Below are 1,024 nucleotides of genomic sequence, written 5' to 3' on the forward strand. Positions count from 1 at the left end.
GCTTTCGTGCTTTTACGGAAATCCGTAATTACGGATTCCGACAGAACCGGGGAATCGCATCCGTGTCTTTCCGGCTTCCTACAATTCCGCTTCTGCGCTTGCGTGCTTCTACGGATGCGATGGCTTGCGCGTCCGTGCTTCCCCACGAAAACAAAGAGACGGTTCGGCGGTTCCGTGCTTCGACGCAGAAGCGCATCCGCGCATCCTCGGTTTCATGGAGGTTCCGGCCATGACCTTGTCGCTTGTCACCACCGACGAGCGCGCCCGGCTGCTGACCCATGGCGCGGCGCTAGCCGCTGGTCAGCGGCTCGACCCGTTGCCCGTGGTGCGGCTGTTCACCCCAGACGCGCATGTGACCTGGCTGCTGGTGTCGCTCGATCCTGCGGATGGCGACACGGCCTACGGCCTGATCGACCTCGGGATCGGAATGCCCGCGCTCGGGACGGTCAAGCTGTCCGATCTGGCTGGCATCGTTGGGCCGCGCGAACTGCCAGTGCGACGGGATCGGTATTTCCAGGCGGTGCGTTCGTTGTCGGAGTACGTCCGGTTGGCGCAGGAGAACAGCGCGATCACGGACTGATGAAAGACAGCATGGCCCGGCCAGCCGAGGCGCATTGTGACTATTTCAGTCTTGGTCAAGACCGTCCAGGTCTCAATCCGCATCCTTGCACCGAAGCGGTGCGACCCTGCTGCAATCGGTCATGATCTTCGGCCTGGACTAAGGCACGGTGTCAAGTGCTGCGCGTCAGTTTTATGACGGTGTGGCCGTCGCATTCAGACGATTTTCGCAACGTGCCGGAGCCAAACGGTCTTGACACCAACATTTGCAGCTTAACCATTCTTGATGACGACCTGATGGCGGTTCGATAGCTCCCGCACGGCGGAATTCGTGGCGACGTTCCTGCTGAATGACAGGAGGTTGCGTCATGGCTGACCCGAGCGCCGAACACTGGTATCCGACAGCGGCCTATCTCTACGTCCTGCACCTGGACGGCCCCGCGTTGGCGTGGGAATACCTGCGCCG

At 61.1% G+C, this 1,024-nt stretch carries 1 protein-coding gene; it reads left to right on the forward strand.

Going from position 1 to position 1,024, the window contains the following annotated elements:
* Positions 1-229: 229 nt before the first annotated feature.
* The gene (locus tag AC1VXC_RS21060) at positions 230-580 is read left to right on the forward strand and encodes a DUF2958 domain-containing protein (RefSeq protein WP_049445260.1); all 351 of its coding nucleotides are present in this window, start codon (positions 230-232) and stop codon (positions 578-580) included.
* The last annotated feature ends 444 nt before the right edge of the window (positions 581-1,024 follow it).

The sequence above is a fragment of the Stenotrophomonas sp. STEN033 genome (assembly GCF_056856655.1).

Bases quoted from the DNA above. Each gene is read 5' to 3' on its own strand.
- AC1VXC_RS21060 (WP_049445260.1), top strand. From the start codon at position 230: ATGACCTTGTCGCTTGTCACCACCGACGAGCGCGCCCGGCTGCTGACC.